The 18,943-nt window shown below is 44.5% G+C and carries 16 protein-coding genes and 1 tRNA gene; 7 read left to right on the forward strand and 10 right to left on the reverse strand.

Annotated elements, in window-relative coordinates; genetic code table 11:
• Positions 1 to 3 precede the first annotated feature (3 nt).
• The 5 genes from F0261_RS20060 to F0261_RS00195 are packed head-to-tail and all read right to left on the reverse strand — an operon-like array spanning position 4 to position 7,193.
• A complete protein-coding gene (locus F0261_RS20060; RefSeq protein WP_061439158.1) occupies positions 4 to 2,904 on the reverse strand; it encodes a methyl-accepting chemotaxis protein in 2,901 nt (966 codons plus the stop codon).
• 51 nt (positions 2,905 to 2,955) lie between these two features.
• The gene (locus tag F0261_RS00180) at positions 2,956 to 3,459 is read right to left on the reverse strand and encodes a chemotaxis protein CheW (protein WP_014947935.1); all 504 of its coding nucleotides are present in this window, start codon (positions 3,457 to 3,459) and stop codon (positions 2,956 to 2,958) included.
• Positions 3,456 to 5,549: a chemotaxis protein CheW gene (locus F0261_RS00185; protein ID WP_061439156.1), complete on the reverse strand. Its 2,094-nt coding sequence runs from the start codon at positions 5,547 to 5,549 to the stop codon at positions 3,456 to 3,458. Before F0261_RS00185 ends, F0261_RS00180 begins: the two co-directional genes overlap by 4 nt.
• 37 nt (positions 5,550 to 5,586) lie before the next feature.
• The gene (locus tag F0261_RS00190; protein ID WP_014947933.1) at positions 5,587 to 5,952 is read right to left on the reverse strand and encodes a response regulator; all 366 of its coding nucleotides are present in this window, start codon (positions 5,950 to 5,952) and stop codon (positions 5,587 to 5,589) included.
• Between the two features lie 56 nt (positions 5,953 to 6,008).
• The gene (locus F0261_RS00195) at positions 6,009 to 7,193 is read right to left on the reverse strand and encodes a methyl-accepting chemotaxis protein (RefSeq protein WP_061439154.1); all 1,185 of its coding nucleotides are present in this window, start codon (positions 7,191 to 7,193) and stop codon (positions 6,009 to 6,011) included.
• Positions 7,194 to 7,608: 415 nt separating this feature from the next.
• Between F0261_RS00195 and F0261_RS00200 the strand changes: the two genes are divergently transcribed.
• Complete coding sequence (locus tag F0261_RS00200; protein ID WP_253819147.1) at positions 7,609 to 8,322, forward strand: HAD family hydrolase; 714 nt, start codon at positions 7,609 to 7,611, stop codon at positions 8,320 to 8,322.
• Between the two features lie 763 nt (positions 8,323 to 9,085).
• Here F0261_RS00200 and F0261_RS00205 read toward each other — a convergent pair.
• Both F0261_RS00205 and F0261_RS00210 read right to left on the reverse strand, forming a co-directional pair.
• Positions 9,086 to 9,628 (reverse strand): GNAT family N-acetyltransferase, encoded by a 543-nt coding sequence (locus tag F0261_RS00205; RefSeq protein WP_171336915.1) that lies wholly within the window; start codon positions 9,626 to 9,628, stop codon positions 9,086 to 9,088.
• Positions 9,629 to 9,635: 7 nt separating this feature from the next.
• A complete protein-coding gene (locus tag F0261_RS00210) occupies positions 9,636 to 9,929 on the reverse strand; it encodes a DUF1778 domain-containing protein (RefSeq protein WP_014996979.1) in 294 nt (97 codons plus the stop codon).
• A 992-nt stretch (positions 9,930 to 10,921) separates the two neighbouring features.
• Here F0261_RS00210 and F0261_RS00215 point away from each other — a divergent pair.
• On the forward strand, positions 10,922 to 11,143 hold the full coding sequence (locus F0261_RS00215; RefSeq protein ID WP_239302004.1) for a hypothetical protein: 222 nt from the start codon (positions 10,922 to 10,924) through the stop codon (positions 11,141 to 11,143).
• Positions 11,144 to 11,233: 90 nt separating this feature from the next.
• On the opposite strand, the gene F0261_RS00220 is transcribed toward F0261_RS00215, so the two are convergent.
• From F0261_RS00220 to mutY, 3 genes are all read right to left on the reverse strand, one after another.
• Positions 11,234 to 11,309, reverse strand: a tRNA-Phe gene (locus F0261_RS00220).
• Between the two features lie 151 nt (positions 11,310 to 11,460).
• A complete protein-coding gene (locus F0261_RS00225) occupies positions 11,461 to 11,733 on the reverse strand; it encodes an oxidative damage protection protein (protein WP_171336916.1) in 273 nt (90 codons plus the stop codon).
• Between the two features lie 59 nt (positions 11,734 to 11,792).
• Positions 11,793 to 12,860, reverse strand: coding sequence for an A/G-specific adenine glycosylase (gene mutY / locus F0261_RS00230; protein ID WP_171336917.1), 1,068 nt, complete (start codon positions 12,858 to 12,860; stop codon positions 11,793 to 11,795).
• A 114-nt stretch (positions 12,861 to 12,974) separates the two neighbouring features.
• On the opposite strand from mutY, the gene F0261_RS00235 reads away from it, so the two are divergent.
• The 5 genes from F0261_RS00235 (at position 12,975) to F0261_RS00255 (ending at position 18,900) form a co-directional block, all read left to right on the forward strand.
• Complete coding sequence (locus F0261_RS00235; RefSeq protein ID WP_110288992.1) at positions 12,975 to 13,679, forward strand: alpha/beta fold hydrolase; 705 nt, start codon at positions 12,975 to 12,977, stop codon at positions 13,677 to 13,679.
• A gap of 91 nt (positions 13,680 to 13,770) precedes the next feature.
• A complete protein-coding gene (gene trmB / locus F0261_RS00240; protein WP_171336918.1) occupies positions 13,771 to 14,490 on the forward strand; it encodes a tRNA (guanosine(46)-N7)-methyltransferase TrmB in 720 nt (239 codons plus the stop codon).
• Positions 14,490 to 15,572 carry a methyltransferase gene (locus F0261_RS00245; protein ID WP_171336919.1) on the forward strand — a complete coding sequence of 361 codons (1,083 nt, stop codon included), beginning with the start codon at positions 14,490 to 14,492 and terminating at the stop codon, positions 15,570 to 15,572. Before trmB ends, F0261_RS00245 begins: the two co-directional genes overlap by 1 nt.
• Positions 15,573 to 15,721: 149 nt before the next feature.
• Entirely contained in the window at positions 15,722 to 17,146 is a 1,425-nt protein-coding gene (gene glgA, locus F0261_RS00250) for a glycogen synthase GlgA (RefSeq protein ID WP_014978022.1), read from the forward strand.
• A gap of 107 nt (positions 17,147 to 17,253) precedes the next feature.
• Complete coding sequence (locus F0261_RS00255) at positions 17,254 to 18,900, forward strand: sensor histidine kinase (protein ID WP_171336920.1); 1,647 nt, start codon at positions 17,254 to 17,256, stop codon at positions 18,898 to 18,900.
• Positions 18,901 to 18,943 lie beyond the last annotated feature (43 nt).

Below are 18,943 nucleotides of genomic sequence, written 5' to 3' on the forward strand. Positions count from 1 at the left end.
ACACTAAAACGCCTCCCAATCTGACGCATCTGGTGCCGCTGGATTCAGCGCTTTCATTCGCTGCTTGGGCACTTCACGCTCTTTAGGTAATGCTTTGCTGCCGTTTAGCGACTGAATGTCAGCATTCTGAGTGGGCTTGCGACTACTTCCCACTTTGAACACAGACACCCGTTGGGCTAGTTCACCCGATTGCTGTCTCATACTGTCTGCAGCCGCTGCTGCTTGTTCAACTAACGCAGCATTTTGCTGAGTCATTTCGTCCATTTGAACCACCGCATTGCTCACTTCCTGTATTCCGGTGGCTTGCTCAGACGATGCCGCTGCAATTTCAGACATAATGTCGTTAACGCGTTTAATTGCAGTGACGATGTTGGCCATGGTTTCCCCAGACTTATTCACCAACACGTTGCCATCACCAATTTTATCGACCGACGCAGAAATTAGTGCCTTTATGTCTTTTGCCGCCTCGGCAGAACGCTGTGCCAGCGTTCTCACCTCAGAGGCAACAACGGCAAACCCGCGACCTTGCTCGCCCGCTCTTGCAGCTTCAACTGCTGCGTTCAGTGCGAGTATGTTCGTTTGGAAAGCAATGCCATCAATAACGCCGATGATGTCAGATATACGCTGGGCAGAGTCGTTAATTTCACCCATGGTATGCACTACTTGTTCAATGACCTTTCCGCCCTCTGATGCTACTTCTGATGCCTGGCTTGCCAAGCCTTTTGCTTGATCGGCATTCTCTGCATTTAGCTTCACTGTGCCCGTTAACTCTTCCATGGCTGACGCTGTTTCTTCTAAGCTAGACGCTTGCTGCTCGGTACGACTAGACAAATCGGCGTTGCCGGTGGCGATTTCATTTGAAGCCGTATCGATGGTTTCCACAGCGGTGTGAATTTTCACTATGGTGTCGCGCAGTTCACCAATAAAGTGATTAATAGATTCGCCAAGCACCTTGAAGTCACCTTCTAATGGCTCTTCTATCGTTTTCAGTAAATCACCGTCTGTCAGACTTGCCATAATAGACTTAATGCTTTCTACCGCTAAGGTTCTTCCTGTCACGTCCGTGGCATATTTCACGACTCTAAACGGCGTGCCGTTTTGGTCTAGGATTGGGTTGTAAGAGGCTTGAATGTAAACTGGTTTTCCTGACTTGTTGAAACGCTTGTATTCTCCGCTAGCATAAACGCCTTGGCGCAATTGCTCCCAGAATGCTGCGTATTCAGGGCTGTTTTTGAAAGCAGGGTCCACAAAAATACTGTGATGCTTTCCTTTCACTTCATCTAGGGTATATCCCATCGCGGCTAAGAAGTTGCTGTTTGCGTTTAAAATTACCCCCTCAAGGTCAAACTCAATGACAGCCTGTGACTTGCTAATGGCATTTAACTGACCTTCAAAGTAGGCGTTTTTCAACTTCTCTTCGGTAATGTTAGTCGCGTATTTGACCACCCTAAACGGGCTGCCATTCATGTCTTCTATAGGGTTGTAAGAAGCTTGGATCCAAACGGCTTTTCCTGCTTTGCTTACGCGCTTAAATTCTCCTGAGAAGAAATTACCTTCTTTAAGTTCAGACCAAAAACGCTGGTACGACTCTGACTGTCTGGTTTCTTCATCCACAAATAGTTGGTGATGTTTACCTTTGATTTCGTCTAGTCGGTAGCCCATGGTGTTGAGGAAGTTGTCGTTAGCAGTAATGATAGTGCCGTCGACATCAAACTCGATCACAGCCTGAGATTTACTGATAGCGTTAATTTGTCCTTCGAAATACGCATTTTTTAACTTGTCTTGCGTTACATCGGTGGCAAATTTAACGACTTTAAATGGCTTACCCGAGCTGTCGAAAATGGGGTTGTACGATGCGCGGATCCATATTTCCCTGCCACCTTTTGCAATGCGTTTATATTCACCCTCACTGTGCTCTCCGGCTTTTAAGCTTTGCCAAAAAGCAGCATATTCAGCGCTTAACTTATAGCTTGGGTCAACAAACATGCTGTGATGCTGACCTTTAATTTCAGACAGGCTGTAACCCATTGCGGCGAGGAAGTTTTCGTTGGCGTTAAGAATATTACCTTCTAGATCGAACTCAATAACGGCCTGTGACTTATTAATGGCAGTAATCTGTCCTTCGTAATCGGCATTTCTTTGTTTTTGCGCTGTAATATCAGAGGCAAACTTGATGATGTAATCTACGTCACCGTTGTCATCAAATACTGGGTTGTAGGTCGCTTGGATCCACACCTCTTCGCCTTGCTTGTTAATTCTGCAAAACTCGCCGCTGTGTACGTCGCCGCTTTTTAGTTTTTTCCAAAACTGCTGATATTCTTCGCTTTGAGCGTAATCACTGTCGACAAAAATGCGATGGTGCTTTCCCACCACCTCACTTTCGCTATAACCCATTGCGGATAAAAAGTTATCGTTGACCGACAAGATTTCTCCGTCTTTCGTAAACGATATCACCGCCTGGCTTCGCATAATGGCATCGACCATACCTTTGTTGCGTTTATTTTCAGTGTTGTCCTGCCACTCAGTGACATAAAGCTGAGTGCCATTCTCGTCTATCGTTATTGTAGATGCACTTACACAAAAGCCGTGCTCAGCAAGAGAAACGAGGTGCTTATCGCCCGAAGTATGGGTAAGTAAATAAGACAGGTTTTCTGAAGCGCTTGCCCCATTTGCAATGTCGTCTATGTGCTTTCCTGATAGTGAAGACTCACCATCGTTGACAGTAAAGTCCTTAGGGTAGGCCTTTGTCATTCGCAGGAATGCGGGAGTGTGGTAGTGAATAACCCCCGACTTGTCGATAACCAACAAGTTTGAGGCACTGGCCTTTAGAATATTCGACTTCAATAGCGAGTCGTGCTTCGCTATTTTTAACTCTTCGCCGTTCAGAAAATTAAATACGCCCATAACTAATATTTCCCAATGTCAGGTGTTTCCGTTTAGTGAAGGACCTTGTAACTACGCGTCGTCTTTTACGCTCTCAGGTGCGACTAAACCCAGCTCTTCGCTGGTTATTAAGCTTTCTATGTTCACCAGAATGACCATGTTTTCATCTACATCAGCTAAACCGTGTAGATACCTGCTGTCAAAAGCTACGCCAAACTCTGGTGGCGGAAGTACTTGTTCTTCAGACAAGCGAATAACATCGGATACACCATCTACCACGATGCCAACAATACGCTCTTGAATGTTCAGCATTATCACTATTGTGAAGTCGTTATATGTGGCCTCGCCTACGTTAAACTTAATGCGCAAGTCCACGATAGGAACGATGTCACCACGCAAATTAATCACGCCTTTTATGAAGGCTGGCGCATTCGCAATCTTAGTGACTTGTTCGTACCCTCTAATTTCTTTTACTGTGGTGATGTCCAAGGCGTAATGCTCATCGCCAAGCACAAAACTTAAATACTCTTTGTCCTGTCCGCCGGTAACCGCTTGATGCAAGGCAGTTTCACTCATGAAAGTAACTCCTCTATTTGACTGGAGGTATACGTTGTAGCAATGGAGTCTGCATCGATAATAAGTGCGACTTTTCCGTCGCCCATAATGGTTGCCCCCGCTATTCCAGCCACCTTACGGTAGTGCTCTTCTAAGCTTTTAATCACCACCTGCTGCTGACCGACGAGTGCATCAACCAAAACACCAAAGCGTTTTTTACTGCTTTCAAGCAACACCACAATGCCTTCTGTGGGAGAAAGCGCGGCATCCTCTACTTCCATGAAGTCGTAGAGGGGCACCAAAGGCCAGTATTGATCTCGTATATAGAGAACGGTGTCGTTGCCCAAGGTCTTCAGCTGCTGCTTAGTAGGCTGGAAGGATTCAATAATATTTAAAAGTGGGATCACGAAGATTTGCTTACCCACCGACACACACATGCCATCAACTATGGCTAGCGTAAGCGGCAGGTGAATGAAAAACGCTGAACCTTCACCGGCGCTAGACTCGATATCGATACGACCGCCAATCGATTCGATATTGCGGCGCACCACATCCATACCTACCCCTCTTCCCGATACATCGGTAATGGCTTCGGCAGTTGAAAACCCAGGTTGGAATATAAGCTGCCATACTTCTGAATCAGGCATGTCATCAGATACGGTGAGCCCGTTACTTCGCGCTTTATCGAGAATTTTGTCGCGGTGAAGACCACCGCCATCATCAATAATGCTGATAATAATGCTACCGCCTTTCTGCTCGGCACTTAGAATAACCGTGCCTTTCTCTGGTTTGCCAGCAGCGACGCGTTTGTCGGGCATTTCTATGCCGTGATCGATGCTGTTGCGAACGAGATGGGTAAGGGGGTCGACGATCTTTTCAATTAAACTTTTATCAATTTCCGTGCTGCCTCCCTGGAGCACCAGTTCTACCTGTTTACCTAACTTACCTGCCAAATCTCTTACTAAACGCGGAAAACGATTAAAGGTTGCGGTTAGCGGGAGCATGCGCATAGACATCACTGATTCTTGAATTTCCCGGGTGTTTCGCTGCAGCTCATCAATAGCTAGCTGCAACCGTTCGCCAACTTGCCCTTCAACGTCTTGCCCTATCATAGACAGCATAGACTGGGTGATAACCAGCTCTCCGACTAAGTTAACCATGGCATCAATTTTAGTGGTGTCTACACGAATAGAGGCCGATTCACGGGCGGTGCTCTTTTTCGCTGGCGGTTTTAGTGGCGTTTTGGCTTGTGTTGTCGTGGGGGCAACGCCAGTAGTTGGCGCTTTATCATTGTTAGATGTTGTTGCTGTATTTAATTGAGTACTCGCGCTTTGCGCGTTATTACTACTCGCAATTTCTAGGGAAGTATTGATATTGGTAGCTGACGGTGCGTCTTCAAAAAAACCAAAACCCTGCTCTACTTCAGCTGTTTCGGCTTTAGTCGTTTCAGTTTGTGCGTCGACGGTATTATTCGATATTTCATCATCGAAGAAGCCAAAGCCGTCATCGTCATTATTCTCACTTTTAGTGTTGTCGCCGTGAGAGAGCGCTTCGTTAACTGGTTCGTCGTCGAAAAAACCAAAACTGTCGTCAGCGGCTTCAATAGCACTATTAGGCTCATCGTCAAAGAAACCAAAGCTGTCGTCCTGAGCGCTTTCGTTTTGCGCATTCACGCTTACTTCTGAAGCATCGTCACCATCGCCTGAGGCTGCGTCTGTAGATTGACCGTTGATTACGCCATTTAGAATTTTAATGCGCTCGGCAATACTGTCTTCTGGTACGGGGGTCTCATCGCGGTAGGCGTTAAGCGTGTCTTTTAAAACATCGAGAGTTTCTAAAAGCACATTTACAATGTCAGCGGTAACACTAAGCTCATTGTTGCGGGCTTTATCTAACAAGTTTTCCATCACATGCGTTAAATTCATCAACGCATCAAAACCGAAAATACCGCTGCCACCTTTAATCGAATGGGCAGCGCGAAAAATGCTATTTAGCTCTTCAGGATCAGGGGATTCAACATCTAAACTCATCAATAGCTGTTCCATATCGTCGAGATGCTCATCGCTCTCGTCGAAAAACACGCCATGAAACTGTTCTATATCGATGCTCATTCCGAATCCTTCCAGATTTTAGGAGTGGGTGGGCGATTTAGCCCAGCACGCGCTTCGTTACATCAAGAAGCTTGTTTGGATCGAAAGGCTTTACCATCCAGCCTGTGGCGCCAGCGGCTTTACCTTTTGCTTTCATATCGTCGCCTGCTTCTGTAGTAAGCATAACAACAGGCGTTCTGCTGTAAGTCCCCAAACCGCGCAAATTTTTTATAAGCGTAAGGCCATCCATTCGTGGCATATTCTGATCGGTTAAAACAAAATTAAATTGCTGACTTTTGCATTTATCTAACGCATCTTGCCCGTCTTGGGCTGTCGTAACGGTATAGCCCGCACCTTTTAGGGTCATTTCTACCATCTGACGAATGGACACTGAATCGTCAACAACTAGAATGTGTTTGCTCATATGCTCACTTCTCCAAAGTAGGTCATTACTGACTGTGCTTCCTGTTCCTTGCTTAGCTAGAACAATTCGACTTCCCCAGCGTCCATAGATGTTGCAGACACAGGGTTGTGGTCATTTTTCCCTTTCGCAGCGAGTCCTTTTTGGTACTCGTTTAATGCACTGACGAAACGCTCGATATTGTTGACATCTAACGTTGCCAACTGCTCTAAAATGAACTTGATCATATCTTGGGTATACTGAATGTGTTGGCCGTTGATATCGCCAAACTGCATACCCCGAATGGCCGCATTTATCGACTCGTCAAGCTGAGAGCCAATGTCTTCAATCTGTTTAGTGGTTACAAGGTCAGCCTCCGCTTTCTTGATAATCTCAGACAACTGCTCACTAATATGTGATTTAGCATTAACCACCTGAGAAATATCCTGAGACGCTACAAATTCAGCAGTGTCTGTGAGCTTATCTACCAGACTTCTTATGTTCTCGACCTGGGTTTTAATCACATCACTAAACTGAGTGGAGCGAGTTGAGAGCGCCCTGACTTCATCAGCAACAACAGCGAAGCCACGACCAGCCTCACCTGCTCGCGCCGCCTCTATAGCCGCATTCAAAGCAAGTAAATTAGTTTGTGCAGCGATGTCATCAATACCACTCAGTGCTTCAATTACCGTAGGCATGGCCTGTTGAATGGTTTGCACTTGCTCCATTAGGTGCTTTGTCGACGACGACATCTGTTCTGTAGAATCAATGAATTGCGTTAGTGTTCCATCGGTTTCGCGGGCGAAATTGCGCATTCGGTCGGAGTAAGACTGCGTATGCGCTTCGTCCACACTTAGCAGATCTTCAATACACTCAATTTGTTGAGAAACTAGTGATTTCAAACTGCTAAAGGCGTGAGACAAAGTTTCTACTGCGTCATCCTGCGTTGATTTGATGTCCGATAAATTGGCGTCACAAGTGCCAAGTGAAACACTTAACCCCTCACTGGCTTTTTCAATATCAGCATTTCTGCTTGTCGCCATATCCGCAGCACTATTCTCTGTCGGGTATATCTCGTCGCTTTCTCTGTTATTTTTTGAGTGAATGAGGGCACAAATCACCACTGCGCCGGTTAGCACAGCGAGAGCGGCTAACGCCGATACTGAAAAGTAGAGCACCCACGAAGCGATAACTCCAATACCTGAAATAGCAAATATGGTGTTTACTGCGCTCTGCTGATTTGAAGATGTGTTGTTAGCTGACAAAAAACTCTCCTTGAGAATTACGCGCGGCTTAGTTTCACCCTGAACATTCAACTGCCGGTTGCTTCTTTTAGACAAAGGCAGTTGAACGAAGCAGCTAGCTTCCTATCATTATTAACAGTTCGAAGTTTCTCACTCCGCTTAAAATCACAGGTGTTAAGCCAAAAACTATCTCTTTAAAACACAGAGCAATGGCGCGTTACCTCTTTTAAAAAGTAACAACGTTATATTTCGCTGCGTTTTTAACATATGAAGTAAGCGTAGTACCCATTTTGAAAAGTAGGCAAGAACATGCATAAGTTTTTTATTAAAAAAGCGTTTTTTGGCTTTAACTGCGCCTAAAAAGCGCAAACTAGTTCTTATCAGGCTTGTTTTCAGAGTATTTGGCGTAATTCCACTATGCGACAAGTGCGCGACTATGCAGGTTGCTCTTTCTGAAATCGAAAAATTCATGTGCGACTATGGTGCACACCACTCCCTAGTAATTTATCCATACATGCCATTAATTATTTTTGATCTCGACAACTGCATAGCTCCGGGCAATAGTGTAGGTGAAGACATATTGCTACCTCTATTCGATGTCATCGAGTCAGATAAGAGTAACGATTTAACTCCCTCTATGAGACAAGAAATGCGTTTGGATTTTTGGCGTAAACCTTTGGACTATATTGTTGAAAAATATAAGTTCTCTGAGCATTCAAAATCTGCGAGTTATGCTTACTTTTCGCAGTTGAGTATTGCGCACCCTATAGAAGGCTATGAAGACACTCATTTAGTTAATGCGTTTGAAGGGGTGAAGCTACTTGTAACTTCTGGATTCCAAAAATTTCAACATTCGAAAATTCGCCAATTAGGCGTTGAAGATGCTTTTGAAGACATTTACTACGATGACCCAGGTAACCCGCCTAGAAAAGGCAAAGCATTCTACTTCGACATTATTGCCAAAAAATATAATACAGCTCCGAGTGAGGTATGGGTTATTGGAGACAGTGAGGAGTCAGAAATTAGTGCGGGTAATAGTTTAGGTATGAAAACGGTTCAAATACTTCGACCGGGCGTTAAAAAGTCACCAAAGGCACAATTCCATGTGTCTTCGCTTCAAGAGTTTTTAAGTTTGGTACAGATGTCTTAGCGCCTGTTGGACTAGGTCTGCGATTAGCGCTAGAAAAGACATAAAGCGGAAACAAAAAAGCCCCGCATTTCTGCAAGTGCTTAAATAATGGTGCCTCGACCCGGGATTGAACCAGGGACACGCGAATTTTCAATCCAAAATTGAAAGTAAAATCAAAATATTGATTTATATACACTTTAAATCATAAACCTTCCAAATAAATCCCTAATTAAATGCTCTGAAAACCGCATAACTTCATCTTCCTGTTATGCGTTATTGGAAAAAGTTTTAAGGGGAATTAATCGCATGAATTTTCACTGGGGCTAAAAAGCAAAAAACCGAGCTTCAAGTCGGGTTTTAGATATCAGTCAATTTTCGCAAGACGACCAATCAAATTTCAGTTTCATACTAGCTGAGGGGAATCCTTACATACGACTCAGAGTGCGACGCGCACCGCGACACTCTGAGTTCGCAATTCAGAGGCGCTTACACACTAGTGGGCAACGGGGAACCAACCACGGCCACCACATAAAAACGGCGCGGCAGTCTAGTCAACAGACGGGGGTTAAAGTAAGCGCAGTTCGTCATAGGTGTGTCTCTCCAACGCGTAAGGGGGGCAAGAACCTAGCAGGTTCTACCAATAGTGGAGAGCAATGCGGACTATCCTAAAATCTTTTGGTTGCAGGAGGTCGAGCCTATCTTGGAGCGCAGCGAAAAGATAGGCTTGACTGCTAATCCAAAGGAGTCTTAGCTTCGTAAAGCCGCATTGAAGACTATACTCCCTCTATGAAGCATCTTTAATATCATTCATTGCGGCTACAACGGTTTCAATCTTGAGGAACATCAGAGTCAATTCGAAGTCACCAACTGTCTGTTGGCCGATAGACACCATCCCGAGCTTTTGGTAAAAGCCTAAGGCTCTAGGGTGGGACCATAACGCTATGCCCGCTAAGCCAGCTTCTTCACTAATAATTGCTGCACTTTTAAATGCTTCTGCTAACAGATCTCTTCCAATACCCATCCCTTGATGCGAACTATCCGTAGCAATTTGATCTATCATCAATACGGGAACTTGGTTTGGATGGCTTCCCATTTGCACAAACCAGTCTTTTTCAAGGCTGTGTACTTGCAGAGTAATATACCCAACTACTTTACCGCTGTTTAAGGCAACATGGCCTCTAATTAAATTCTTCTGTACTTTTTTCGCACAACTCTTTTTTAAGAATTCGTTAAGGAATTTGTCACCGCAGTCAAATTCCTTCGTCATGCTTTTTTCAAGTTTTACTTTTGTTAGCGGCAAAATTGCCAACTGGCTTGCTTCGGGCATATTGTTATTACCTTCTTTTCATTAAGGCCCTCAGTTCAGCAGTTGGTTCGGCAGGTTTAGCCATAGCTCTATCTAATGCATCCCAGGAGTCACGCGTTAATCTAGTAACATGGCTAGATTCAATAACCTGTTGAGCTTTTTCTTGAGCAATTGACAACATAAACGCTGTCAGACTAATTCCTTTTAAATCTGCCGCCATTTCCAAAACTTGCTTTACTGTTGGCGTAGTTTTAAGTTCTATACGCGCTGGCTTCTCAGTACCAAACGGTTTCTCAAATTCTTTATTTGCTATTGCACTCATATTTACTAATCCTATTTACTTTTGATTTAAGTCATAAATACCTCCAAGGACTATGTACCCATTACAAGTACTTCTATTAAATTCATCATGGTTAATCTCCGCTTTTTAGTTAATTAAAATGATTTTTTTCAGTTAATTATGAATATTTTTAGTAATTTTCTATTATTTTTAAAATCCGTACAATTTACGGATTTTTAGATAATAATACAAACACCTACAACATGTCAACATTCCGTACTATGTACGTCTTAATCCACACTGAGACACTGATTACGTATAACTCGAGGGAATCCACATCTATGGGCGTTGGTAGATTCAACCAACAACCTCAAATCTATTGCTGGAGCACAGGCTGTCGAAAGAAATGACAATTTAAGTATCCTGTACTAGAATCGCCTAGTCGTTAGTTGCTCTAACTGCTGCGTTTATTTAATCCAGCATATTGTTGATGCTTCGGTAACCTTGCCATTAGGTAACTTTCTATATAACAGGCCCTCATCCGATACCAAACTGAAACATACAAGTATGCCTACGATGACTCTATCTACTTTTTTAAGGTGAATTGTGAGGGATAATTTAAAACCCTTTTTGTTTCTCTTACCCATGTCGGCTTTACTCCACTATTTGTTAACCGACTCCTATTGTACACACGTTTTTATACCCCCTTGTCCATTAGCCTCCCTAAATTTCTTTCTTAAATGCCTAATGACAGCATTAAATTATGTTACGGGAGGTCTTTATCAATAATTTCATGTTATTGCCACATCGCTACAAGTATTGAAGAAAAGTATTATCCCATTTGTGAACCTCAGCCCATTGAAATAATTCGCGTCAAAGTTGGGTAAGCAGGCATCGTACGGTGTGACTTAGTGCCTTAACAAGAAAGACTAGTCGTGCGAAGGCGTTTTTGAGAAGTTTTAAGAATCGAGTGTTTCTCTGTTCATTCAGAAGTCTGAAGTCAAAGCTGTTGAGAGGAAGTTGAAAGGATCCAAATGTACACTGGCGATGGATTTCACAGCATTTGGCATAATTGGATGGTGAAAGCGCTAGATAAAGAACTCTTATCGGAAAGGTTTCAAGAACGAGACATTCGTAAGAATACAGCAAGTGAAGTCGAGCTTGAGCATACACAATTGCTCTTGGGCCATGATAGTGTTAAGACAACTATCCGAAACTATAGATTGCTGCCCATTAAGGTAAAGCTTTCTAAATAGTTTTTGGAAAAACCGGATTTATTTGGAAACTAGGGACTGGCTGGCAGATACAAAAAAGCCCCGCATTTTCATGCAGGGCTTTCTGAATAATGGTGCCTCGACCCGGGATCGAACCAGGGACACGCGGATTTTCAATCCGCTGCTCTACCAACTGAGCTATCGAGGCTGAAACTTGTTAGCGTTCTAGGCATTTACTGCCTGTCCTGCTGTGGGTGCGTATTAAACGGTTTTCGCCTTCACAAGTCAACCGTTTTTCTCGCTTTTTTTGCGCTTTTATTACTGTTTGCGCATTGTTTGCTCAAAAAACGCTTTTTTGCTTATTTTTCAGGCGGAACGTAGCCTTCAATCGTAGGCTCTACGTCGTCAAACAAGTATGCCGACATCTTTTCTTCTAAAAACTTACGGGCATTCGGTTCCATCATATTCAACTTGTGTTCGTTAATTAGCATAGTTTGCTTTTTCTGCCATTCGGCCCATGCTTCTTTAGAAATGTTGTCGAAAATATGCTTACCCAGCTCCCCCGGGTAAAGTTGGAAATCTAAGCCGTCAGCTTCTTTTTGAAGCTTGCGACAAAATACCGTTCTTGCCATGTTATTTCCTTTCGTTCGCTATCTGCTTAGCAAAAAATATTGCGTTGGGCTTAGAACGCCTAACGCATTAACTGCTGAATAATCTTGGTTGTAGGTGCCGCCAAACCAACTTCAATAGGCTCGTTCAACGAAAACCAACGAAATGGCGTTTCGGCTACGCGCTTTGTTGGAGCAGAGTTTACCACGGCCACTACTGGGGTGATATCTAAATGAAAATGGCTAAAGGTATGACGGAACCCTTCAAGCGTTCGGGTTTCGTCGACACTGATACCTCGCTTGGCCAACTGCTCAATCCCCTCTTCTATTGAATACACCTCAATAAAACCATATAGGCCACCCCACAGCCCTGTTGAGGGACGCTGCTCTAAATACACTTGGCTGTTAAACTGTGCCACCATCATATAGGTGGATTTCTCCGGTAGCGCTTTTTTCGGCTTCTTACCCGGGTAGTCGGCTTGCGCGCCTTGGGCGTAGGCAATACAGTCGGCTTGAAGCGGGCACTCATCACACTTTGGCTTGCTTCGCGTACAGATCATCGCGCCCAAATCCATCATCACCTGCGTATAGTTGGCACAACGTCCGCCTTCTGAATTGGTAGGCGTGTTTTTCTCGGCCACTTCCCAAAGCTGATTCTCTACCTTTTTCTGTCCCGGCCACCCGCCGATTGCATAGTATCGGGCCAACACACGCTTCACGTTGCCATCTAATATAGGAAAGCGCATATTGCGAGACAGCGAAAGTATCGCCCCAGCGGTAGAGCGCCCTATGCCGGGCAAATCCATGACTTCTTCTAGACTATAGGGAAACTCGCCGTTGTACTTTTCTACCAGCGTATTCGCAGCTTTGTGAAGATTTCTTGCTCTTGCGTAGTAGCCAAGCCCAGTCCAATGATGAAGCACGTCGTCTTGAGAAGCCTTAGCCAAGTCGTGCACGGTGGGAAAAGACGCCATAAAGCGTTTAAAGTAGGGAATTACCGTGGTGACTTGAGTTTGCTGCAGCATTATTTCCGACACCCACACCTTATAAGGCGTAACGTCTTGTTGCCAAGGCAAATGCTTTCGCCCGTGTTTATCAAACCATGCGAGTGCTCGCTCTGCAAAGCTACCTGTATATTGTTGTTCTGTCATAATCGTCTGTATGGGCAGTTACTACCGCTAGGTCGTTTTCTACTTAGCGACCATTCATTAAAAAGCGCGCTATGGTAGCATGTAACTAGCCAGTTTATTGTTAAGGAGACACACGTGTCTGTGCAGCACCCTGTTTTATTTTTTCCCGGTACGCTCTGTGACGAGCGCGTATTTCTACCGCTTTGGCGCGAACTAAATATTGCACAACGTCGTTATGTACCGCTTCAATGGGCAGCATCGCTAGAAGAAATGCTGGCATTAAGCGAAGATCGTATTCTCGAAAACGAAAAAGTGCACCTTGTGGGTTATTCGATGGGCGGGTTTATAGCTGCATTAGTAGCACAGCGCAATCCTTCCAATATTGCTTCGATAACCTTAATCGGTTACAACCCAGAAGGGTTATCAAAAGAAGAAATTGCAAAGCGCAAGCAGCTTACTACTATGCTTAAGCAAGGTAACTTTAAGCCCGACAACGACGCTTATCTTTCGCGATTTATCCACCCTTCCCGCTTAGCGGATGAAAACGTGGCTGGCGTTGTAAAATCGATGGCGCAGGATTTAGGTAAAACAACGTTACTCAACCACACGCTAGCAACCACACCACGAGAAAGTACCGTTAAAGCGCTCGCAAAGATCAACGCGTCAGTAACGTTTATTACTGCCCAGCAAGACGCCATTGCACCAGCAGAAACAATTAAGCAGCTAAAAAATGTACTACCCAAAGCGACGTTCCACACCATTAGTGACGCCGGGCATATGATAGTACTTGAGAAAACTGACGCCGTAGCGTCTATTATTGCGAAACAAATTGGCGTATAAAATTACAGCATTTTTGCCACGATAGCGTTGCATAAGCCGTGGGTAAGTGGATAATGCGCCACCATAAAATTGGGTAAGAAAGGCATTGCAAATGAGGCAATTCAAAAGTCAGGCGGAAGCAGAAGCCGCTGGAGTATATGTAAGCAAGGTAAAAAGCTTCGTGAAACGCGAAGGTAGACTTACCAAAGCACAAGAAAAAGCGCTAGAAGATCACTGGCCAACCAAGGGCATTGACTACGCTGAAGTACCATTATCGCTGTCAGAAATTTTTGGCCGAAGTGCGCCTGTTGTTGTAGAAATTGGCTTTGGTATGGGCAAGTCATTGGTTGAAATGGCCGCAAATGCACCTGGGAAAGACTTTATCGGCATTGAAGTTCACCGTCCAGGCGTTGGCGCATGCTTAGCTGAAGCAAGCGAACAAGGTGTCGAGAACTTGCGTGTAATGGACCATGATGCAGTAGAAGTGCTTAAGAATATGATCCCAGACGGTTCGTTGTCTCGCCTACAGCTGTTTTTCCCAGATCCTTGGCACAAGAAGCGTCACCACAAACGCCGTATTGTTCAACCTGAATTTGTTGAGCTGGTTCGCACCAAATTAGCTATTGGCGGTTGTTTTCATATGGCGACGGATTGGGAGCAATATGCTGAGCACATGTTAGACGTAATGATCAATGCCGACGGTTACACCAATACTGCAACTAACGGCGACTATGTACCTCGTCCAGACTACCGCCCAATTACCAAGTTTGAAACCCGTGGCCAAAAACTAGGTCATGGCGTTTGGGATCTAATTTTCGAGCGTACTAAGTAATGATTTTATCTCCTCAAAGCCAACTGTTAGAACGTAATATCGCGCTTTTCGACGAAGGTCAGTGGGCATTTATCAACCCTTCTGATGCGTATTTTCTGGACGGTCTTAAATCGCAAGAAGTCACGGTAATTCACCAATATTTCGATATTTTTTCAGAGTGCGTAAGAGTCGTACCCTCGGTATCGTTTGATAGCCGAGATATTACGCGCACAGGTTTTGAGGTGACGCAAAAAGTCGGAAATCATACTCATATATTTACGCCTTTCGTTGCACTAGAGAAATCTCACACTGACGTGATGATTTTCTTACCCAAAGCAAAAACCCATTTTCAGATGCTATTGCGAATGGCAGCCAGCATGGTGGGCCAAAATGGTCGTATTTACGTGGTGGGTGAAAATAAGGGCGGTATAAAGAGTGCTGCTAAGTTAATGGACCAATACGGCCCAACCCAAAAGGTTGATTCTGCTCGCCACTGCAGTCTTATTACCGTTTTAGTTGAAGAGCCACATCTTGCCTTTGAACCGGATGCATGGCTGGACATGAACACGTATCATGTTGAGGGCACAGCTTGGCAAGTGGCCTCTATGCCTGGTGTATTCAGCTACAAAGAACTGGATGCGGGAACTGAGCTTTTACTAGAAAAGCTCTCAACATCACTGAGTGGTGAAATTCTGGATTTCGCATGCGGCGCTGGCGTGATTGCCAGTTATATAATGCTTAAGTATCCGCATTTGAAGCTTCATCTTACTGATGTTAGCGCACTTGCAGTTTACTGTAGTGCACTCACCCTAGCAGACAACGGATTATCAGCAACACTATATGCTGCGGATGGATTGCACGGTTTTACCCAAAAAGTACAGCATATTGTCACCAACCCGCCATTTCATACTGGCATTAAAACTGACTACACCATCACTAAGCGCTTTATTTCTGACGCTAAAGCAAGCTTAAGTCGTGGCGGCACTATGCAGATGGTGGCAAACCGATTCTTACCCTACCCAGGTTTACTCGCTGAGCACTTCCAAACGGTCTATACCACAGCACAAACGTCGCAATTTTCTGTTTATCAAGCGGCTTTGTAATTAAAAAAACCATTAGCTTGTGCTAATTTAGCTTTTCTACCTGTTGCTCATGCCATTGCGTATTCCACGCAATGGCATACGGCGCTTTTTCCGTACACTATATTTAAGCATTACAAGTGCACTGCACGTTACGCTCTGGGGGATCACCTGTGAATATTGTATTTGCTATTTCAGAAGTTGAAGAATTGGTAAAAACCGGCGGCCTTGCAGACGTTGGAAAAGCACTCCCACTCGCGCTTGATACCTTGGGCGAAAGCATCACCATTGTTATGCCTTATTACCAAGTGCTGGCTGAACAGTTGAACCTACCAACTGTAACCGAGCAACAAACCCTGTTTACTGAAGGTCAAGTGTACCATTTTGATATTCGCTACATGCAATGGCACGGTATTCCTATTTACTTTGTAGACTCGCCTGAATACTTTATGCGTGAAGGGCTATACGCCAACGCATTTGAGGCCTATGAAGACAATGGTGAGCGCTTTAGCTTTTTCAGTGGCGCCGTACTTCAAACGCTAAAAGCTATCGATAAAAAGCCTGACATTATTCACTGTCACGACTGGCATGCGGCCATGCTGCCGTTTTTACTTACCCACGACAAATCTGGGTATTTTGACGGTACTAAAACCATATTCACTATACATAACGCCGCTTTTCAAGGCGTGCATAAGCTTGAGAGCATTCCCTTTCTTCGCCATCATCCAAACATTCTGGCGCAAGTGCACGGCGGTTACATCAATATGCTACAAAGCGGGATTGAATTTGCCACGAAAGTGACAACCGTAAGTCCTAACTATGCGAGCGAGTTACTTACTGACCTAGGTAGTCATGGCCTGCACGAGCGGCTTGTAAATCGTCAAGCCGACTTAAGCGGTATTCTTAACGGATGTGACTACACGCAGTGGAACCCCGAGACAGATACATTCCTACCTGAGAATTACAGTGTAGATAATCTTCATCCAAAGACCGCATGTAAACGAGCATTACAGGAGAAGTCGGGATTACCTGAGAATGGCAACGTACCGCTTATTGGAATGGTGTGCCGGCTGACTGAACAAAAAGGCTTTGGCTACATACTGCCCATTTTGGACGATTTAATTAAGCACAATGTTCAAATGGTAATTGTGGGCACGGGCGACCCTAAAGTGTGTATGGATCTTGGCGAATTCGCTCAACAACACCCTGACCAATTCGCGTTTATAAACGGGTTTAGTTCCGAACATGCCCATTTGGTAGAAGCCGGCGCTGATTTTTTCCTAATGCCTTCTCAGTTTGAGCCGTGCGGATTGAACCAGATGTACAGCTTAGCTTATGGAACCATCCCCATCGTACGTTCGGTAGGCGGACTCAAAGACACGGTTATCGATTACAGCAACGATAGCGAAGGTACGGGTTTTGTGTTTGATGATCCTACGCCACATGCACTGCTATCTTGCATTCGTCGAGCTCTGCTGGCGTTCTACGAAGATGCCGGAAAATTCAGGGCGATGCAGCAACGTGGAATGCGAACGCGATTCACATGGGAAGCAGCGGCGAAGAATTACCAGCAACTATACGTTTTAACCCTCAACTAAAGGGCTTTGCGTACATTAATTATTGTTTATGGGCGTCTTCCTTTTTGCGCATTTTTGCGCCACTATGAGTATATGGAAGACGCGAATGGACAATACGCAAAACGGATATGACGGATAAAGTAGTCAAGCTTACGATTAAAAGCCTTTTCATTTGGGTGGTAATGTCAATTACTACGTTTTCGCTTGCAGTGTTATCCAGTCTTGCCGTCTACACGCAAATTAAAACCTACCGTCATGAACTTGAGTCTAACGCACTCATGTTAGCCAAGTTGGTCGCAAGCAGTTCAGCTATGTATCTTTATGACGAAACGCCAGAGCGCATTGAACTTGCCCTAAGTAACCTTGCTGCCGCCGACCATGTATTAAATGCCCACGTTTACAAAGCGCAAAGCGGTAACCTAGAGCCCCAGATTTTCGCCTCTTATAACAAGGAAGGCCAGTTATTGTTAGGAGGCAAGGAAAATCAACTGGCGTCCATGTTTATGACACCTCAGTTGGCCGACAATGGGCAATACCTTGAATTAAGTGCAAAAGTCTTCGACACTGAGACGAACATTCAGTTGGGCTGGATATATTTACGAATTTCCTCAGAGAATTTTAACCAGCTTGTTGGAAAGTCGATTTGGCTTAATTTGGCAGTAGCCTTGGCGCTATTGGCTATTAGCTTTTACTTTGCAGTGCGTATGCAGCGTATTGTAACTGGCCCCGTTGAAGACATTGCTAACTTCTTGCAGCGTACTTCACGACAACGTGATTATTCAGCCCGTGCCAGCGGCTCCACCATTAGAGAACTCGATATCTTGGCTGACGCCGTGAATGTGATGCTGTTTCGTATGCAAGAGTATATGCAAAAGCAACGACAGGCGGAGGAGCAACATAGAAAGCTCAATGCCAGCCTTGAAGATATGGTAAGTCACCGAACCACCGCCCTTAAGGATGCAAACCAGGAACTTATTCAAACGCTAGAAAAGCTACATCAGTTCCAGCGTCAAATTGTACAGAATGAAAAGATGGCCTCGCTTGGTGATATGGTTGCGGGCGTTGCGCACGAGGTAAATACTCCGATAGGTTTAGGCGTTACTGCGTCGACAATGATGTTAGACAGGTTAGCGGTTATTCAAAAAGACTTTGAAAATAAAACGCTGAAAGCCAGTGTAATGAAACGCTTTTTGGATGAAAGTAACGAAAACCTCAACATTATTTACCGCAATTTGAACAGAGCTGCCGAACTTATTAGCAGTTTTAAGCAGGTTGCTGTAGATCAAACCTCAGAATCTAGTCGAAGTTTTTGCGTTGTACAGCTAGTTAATGAGATACTATTGTCATTGCAGCCTCGACTCAAAAAATTAAAACACAACATCAACGTAGATTGCGACCCTACCCTTAGCGTTGAAACGAAGGCTGGCCCAATAAATCAAATCTTGATTAATTTAATCATGAATTCGGTTATTCATGGGTTTGAAACCATGGATGAAGGCACAATTGATATTCGTGCCGAAATGGTGAGTAGCAATAAGCTCAAGCTTGTTTATACCGATAACGGAAAAGGCATTTCCCCAGAAATTCGCAAACGGATATTTGACCCCTTTGTCACCACGAAGCGTGGGCAAGGTGGTTCCGGATTGGGAATGCACTTGGTATACAACTTAGTAACGCAAGCCCTTAATGGTTCAATATCGATTACCAGTGAGGAAGGCAACGGCGTAGAATTTGTAATTATCTTCCCCGTTGTTAATGCGAAAACGTCAGAATAGTTGTATAAAGTATGAACTTTTCTTGATTTTTATTGGCTAACCC

This window comes from Alteromonas sp. 07-89-2 (genome assembly GCF_013113925.1).
In the GTDB taxonomy this organism is placed as follows: Bacteria; Pseudomonadota; Gammaproteobacteria; order Enterobacterales; family Alteromonadaceae; genus Alteromonas; species Alteromonas macleodii.